Origin of the sequence: Pseudokineococcus marinus (genome assembly GCF_013004605.1) — a bacterium.
Lineage (GTDB): Bacteria > Actinomycetota > Actinomycetes > Actinomycetales > Quadrisphaeraceae > Pseudokineococcus > Pseudokineococcus marinus.
Map to the genome: position 1 here is coordinate 1 of NZ_JABEMA010000245.1, position 4,682 is coordinate 4,682.

The window sequence follows — 4,682 nt, forward strand, 5'->3', positions numbered from 1 at the left end:
CCTCGAGGTGCCCCCGCCGCCCGGCGTCCGCGTCGTGCCCGTGGGCGAGGCGCGCGAGCTGCGCGACGCCGTCCTCGCGGAGGCGTCCGGCCCGGGCGGGGCCGACGTCGTCGTCATGGCGGCCGCCGTCGCGGACTTCCGCCCCGAGGCCGTCGCGGCCACGAAGATGAAGAAGGACCCGGGCTCGGACGACGCGCCCGTCGTCCGCCTCGTGCGCACCCCCGACGTCCTGGCCGAGGTCTCGCGCCGCGACCGCGAGGACGCCCGCCCGGGGCAGGTCGTCGTGGGCTTCGCGGCCGAGACCGGCGACGAGGACGGCGACGTCCTCGCCCACGGGCGCGCCAAGCTGGCGCGCAAGGGCTGCGACCTCCTCGTCGTCAACGACGTCGGCTCCGGGCGCGGCTTCGGCACGCCGGACAACGCCGTCGTCCTCCTCGGCCGCGACGGCACCGAGCGCCCGGTCGGGCCGGCGCCGAAGGAGGTCGTCGCCGACGCGGTGTGGGACGCCGTGGGGGAGCTGCTGGCCCGCCGCTAGGGTGACGGCGCCCGACCGCCCGTCGCCGGCGCCGCCGCCGCGGCGGCCCACCGGCGCAGGGGGCGGGCCCAGCCAGCAGCCGCTGCACCCGAGGAGCCCCGTGCCCACGAGCCCGTCCGCCCCCAGCCCCCGCGCGCAGGACCTGCGCCTGTTCACCTCCGAGTCGGTGACGGAGGGGCACCCGGACAAGATCTGCGACCAGATCAGCGACGGCATCCTCGACGCCCTCCTCGAGCAGGACCCGCGCAGCCGCGTCGCCGTCGAGACGATGGTGACGACGGGCCTCGTGCACGTGGCCGGGGAGGTGACGACCACCGGGTACGCCGACATCCCGAGCATCGTCCGCGAGACGATCCTGCGGATCGGCTACGACAGCTCGACCAAGGGCTTCGACGGCGCCTCCTGCGGCGTGCAGGTCTCCATCGGCGCGCAGTCGCCCGACATCGCGGCCGGCGTCGACAGCGCCTGGGAGCAGCGCAGCGGCGCCTCGGCGGAGGACGCGCTCGACGCGCAGGGCGCGGGCGACCAGGGCCTGATGTTCGGCTACGCCTGCGACGACACGCCCGAGCTCATGCCGCTGCCGGCGTGGACGGCGCACCGCCTCGCCGAGCGGCTCGCCGCCGTCCGCCGCGAGGGCGTGCTGCCGTACCTGCGCCCCGACGGCAAGACGCAGGTGACCATCGGCTACGACGGCGACACCCCGGTGCGGGTCGAGACCGTCGTCGTCTCCACCCAGCACGCGGCCGACGTCTCCCTCGAGGGGATGCTGGCGCCCGACGTCCTCGAGCACGTCGTCGCGCCCGTCCTCGCCACGACGGGCCTCGACGCCGAGGGGGTCCGCCTCCTCGTCAACCCCTCGGGCCGCTTCGAGCTCGGCGGCCCCATGGGCGACGCCGGCCTCACCGGCCGCAAGGTCATCGTCGACACCTACGGCGGCATGGCGCGCCACGGCGGCGGCGCCTTCTCCGGCAAGGACCCGAGCAAGGTCGACCGCTCGGGCGCCTACGCGATGCGCTGGGTCGCCAAGAACGTCGTGGCCGCGGGGCTCGCCCGCCGCTGCGAGGTGCAGGTGGCCTACGCCATCGGCGCGGCGCGGCCGGTGGGCCTCTACGTCGAGTGCTTCGGGACGCAGACGGCGCCGCTCGAGCGCATCACCGCGGCTATCCGCGAGGTCTTCGACCTGCGGCCCGCCGCCATCGTCCGCGACCTCGACCTCCTGCGGCCGATCTACGCCCCCACGGCCGCGTACGGGCACTTCGGCCGCGAGCTGCCGGGCTTCACCTGGGAGCGGACGGACCGGGTCGAGGCGCTGCGCGCCGCGGTCGGCTGAGGCGCAGCTCCTCGAGCGGCGCGGGGCGGCCGAGCAGGAAGCCCTGCGCCAGCCGGACGCCGAGGCGCCGCAGCTCGGCCAGCTCGGCGGGCGTCTCGACGCCCTCGGCCACGAGGTCGGCGCCCAGGTCGGCCGCCAGGGCGACGAGCGCCCGCACGAGCGAGCGGCGCGCCGGGCTCTCCGGGAGCCCCCGCACGAGGCTGGCGTCGACCTTGATGACGTCGGGGGACAGGTCCGCCACGCTCCGCAGGCCGGCGTAGCCGGCGCCGACGTCGTCGAGCGCCACCCGGGCGCCCGCGGCGCGCAGGGCCGCCAGGGCCGCGGGCAGCCCGGGGTGGTCGGCGAGGTCCTCGTGCTCGGTCACCTCGACGACGACCCTCCCCGGCGGCAGCCCGGCGAGGCGCTCGAGCAGCCCGGGGTCGGTGACGAGCGCGGGCCCGGCGTTGACGGCGAGGTGGAGGTGGGCCGGGAGGCGGTCGAGCAGGGCGGTCGCCGCGTCGACGGCCGCCAGCTCCAGCGCCGTGCCGAGCCCGACGTCCGCCGCCGCGGCGAAGACCCGGTCCGGCCCCTGCCCGCGCCCGGGGAAGCGGGCCAGGGCCTCCACGCCGACGACGCGGTCGGCGACGAGGTCGACGACCGGCTGCACGACGACCCGCAGGCCCCCGGGGGCGAGGAGCGGGGCGAGGGCCTCCTCGCGGCGGGTGCGGACGGCGGCGTCGTCCTCCAGGCGCGCGAGCTGGCGGCCCGCGAGCTCGGCGAGCACCTCGAGCACCGACGCGTCGGACCGGGTGAGCGCGACCTGCCGGTCCGAGGCGGTGCAGAGCGTCCCGTGGGCGCGGCCCCGCACGAGCACCGGCGCCCCGGCGTAGGCGGCCAGGCCCGCGGGCGCGGCGAGGGCCTCCCGGCCGGACGGGGCGCCGACGAGGTCGGCGACGACCCCGCGGCCCTCGGCCAGCACGCGGCGGCAGGGCGAGGGCCCGCCGAGGGCGACGTCGCGCCGCAGGGCCGGGACGGGCGCCTCGCCGCTGCTGCGCTCGACGACCTGCGCGTCCTCGTCGACGCGCACGAGCGCCGCGAACGGCATGCGCAGCTGCTCGCGGGCGACCTCCAGGAGCCGGTCGACGGCCTCGACCGGGTCGACGTCGGTCGTCATCTGCGCGAGCGCCGCCGCCCGGACGCGCTCGGCGGCCTCGAGACGGGCGGCCAGCTCGCGGACGCGGCGGGCGTCGCGCAGCCGGACGACGACCTGGGCGCACTGGCGCGCCAGCGCGGTGACGAGGGCCTCGTCGGCGCCGGTGTGCGGGGGGTGGCCGGGCGGCTTGGCGAGGTAGAAGGCGCCGAGGACCTCGGCCCCCTCCTCGACCTGCACGGGCACGCCGAGGAAGGCGCGCATCGGCGCGTGCCCCTCGGGCACGGCGCCGGCGGAGGGGTGCGTGCGCAGGTCCGCCGTCCGCACCAGCTCGCCGGCGAGGACGGCGCCGAGCACCCCGTGGCCCTGCGGCGGGCCGGGGAGGCGCGCCACCTGCGACGTCGTCATGCCCGCGTGGACGAGGTGCGTCACACCGCTCGGGCCGACGAGCACGGCCGCCCCGAGCAGGGACCGGGTGGCCAGGCGCGCGACGTCGACGGCGCGCTCGAGGGCGCCCTCCTCGTCGTCCTCGCCCGCCATGGCCGTGAAGGCGTCGAGGACGAGCTGGACGCGGTCGGCGCGCTCGTCCACCGGCTGCTCGTCCACCGGTCCCTGGGCGTCCGGCCGCGGCGCCGACGGCGCCGCGGTGCGGCGCGGTCCGGGCACCGGCCCCGACGGGGGCGGCGGCACCGGGCGCGCCGGGGCGGCGTGGCGCGGGGTCAGGGCGGTCACACCGGTTCCCTCGGCCGGGGAGGTGACGTCCTTGAGCGAGAGCCGTCCTCCGCCTCGGTGGCCCGGGCCGGGCCTCTCCGGCGGCAGGCGCGCCGGGCGGCGTGCGCGACGTCGGTGGGGGCTGGTGGGATCGGTGCCGTGGGCGAGTGCGGGGCCGGTCGGTCGGTCGGGGGCGAGGACGAGCAGCTCGCCCTGCTGCGCGCGTCGACGCGGCGCCGGGCTCCGCGCCCGCCCGAGGGGTCCGCGGCGGTGGACCCGGTGGCGGGCGTCGTGCTCGACGTCCCGCTGCCGCACCTCGACCGCGTCTTCGACTACGCCGTCCCGGAGTCCGCGGCGGACGCCGCCGTGCCGGGCGCCCGGGTGCGGGTGCGCTTCGCCGGGGCGGACGTCGAGGGCTACGTCGTCGAGCGGCGCGCCACCACCGAGCACACCGGCACCCTCCTGCCGCTGCGGCGCGTCGTCTCGGCCGAGCCGGTGCTCGACCCGCAGGTGCTCGCGCTGGCCCGCGCCGTCGCGCGCCGCTGGGTCGGCACGACCGCCGACGTCCTGCGGCTCGCCGTGCCGCCCCGGCGCGCGGCGGTCGAGACCGAGGAGCGGCTCGGCCCGCCGCTGGGCCCGCTGCCGCTCCCGGACCCCGGCCCCTGGAGCGCGTACGTCGGCGGGGCCGCGCTGGTGGCCCGCACGGCGGCCGGCGGTGCCCCGCGGGCGGTCTGGACGGCGCTGCCCGGCCCGCCCGAGCAGGACTGGCCCGCCGCGCTGGCGGTGCTCGCCGCGGCCGCGCTGGCCGGGGGGCGCGGGGCGCTGCTGGTGGTCCCCGACCACCGCGACGTCGCCCGCGTCGACGCCGCGCTCGGCGAGGTGCTCGGCGCCGGGCGCCACGTCCGCCTCACCGCCGACGACGGCCCCACCGCGCGCGACCGCGCCTTCCTCGCCCTGCGGCGCGGGCGGGTGCGCGT

4 protein-coding genes are annotated in these 4,682 nt (G+C 79.4%); 3 read left to right on the top strand and 1 reads right to left on the bottom strand.

Annotated features, from left to right (window positions below):
• The coding region (locus HLB09_RS13180; RefSeq protein WP_281359428.1) for a phosphopantothenoylcysteine decarboxylase domain-containing protein at window positions 1-535 on the top strand (535 nt) is incomplete at its 5' end.
• 100 nt (window positions 536-635) lie between these two features.
• Window positions 636-1,865 carry a methionine adenosyltransferase gene (metK, locus tag HLB09_RS13185; RefSeq protein ID WP_298992629.1) on the top strand — a complete coding sequence of 410 codons (1,230 nt, stop codon included), beginning with the start codon at window positions 636-638 and terminating at the stop codon, window positions 1,863-1,865.
• On the opposite strand, the gene HLB09_RS13190 is transcribed toward metK, so the two are convergent.
• On the bottom strand, window positions 1,813-3,585 hold the full coding sequence (locus HLB09_RS13190; RefSeq protein ID WP_171203807.1) for an EAL domain-containing protein: 1,773 nt from the start codon (window positions 3,583-3,585) through the stop codon (window positions 1,813-1,815). The two genes, metK and HLB09_RS13190, sit on opposite strands and share 53 nt — an antisense overlap.
• Window positions 3,586-3,864: 279 nt before the next feature.
• Between HLB09_RS13190 and HLB09_RS13195 the strand changes: the two genes are divergently transcribed.
• Window positions 3,865-4,682, top strand: an 818-nt coding sequence (locus tag HLB09_RS13195; protein WP_457920619.1) for a primosomal protein N' family DNA-binding protein, incomplete at its 3' end; no start/stop codon positions are given.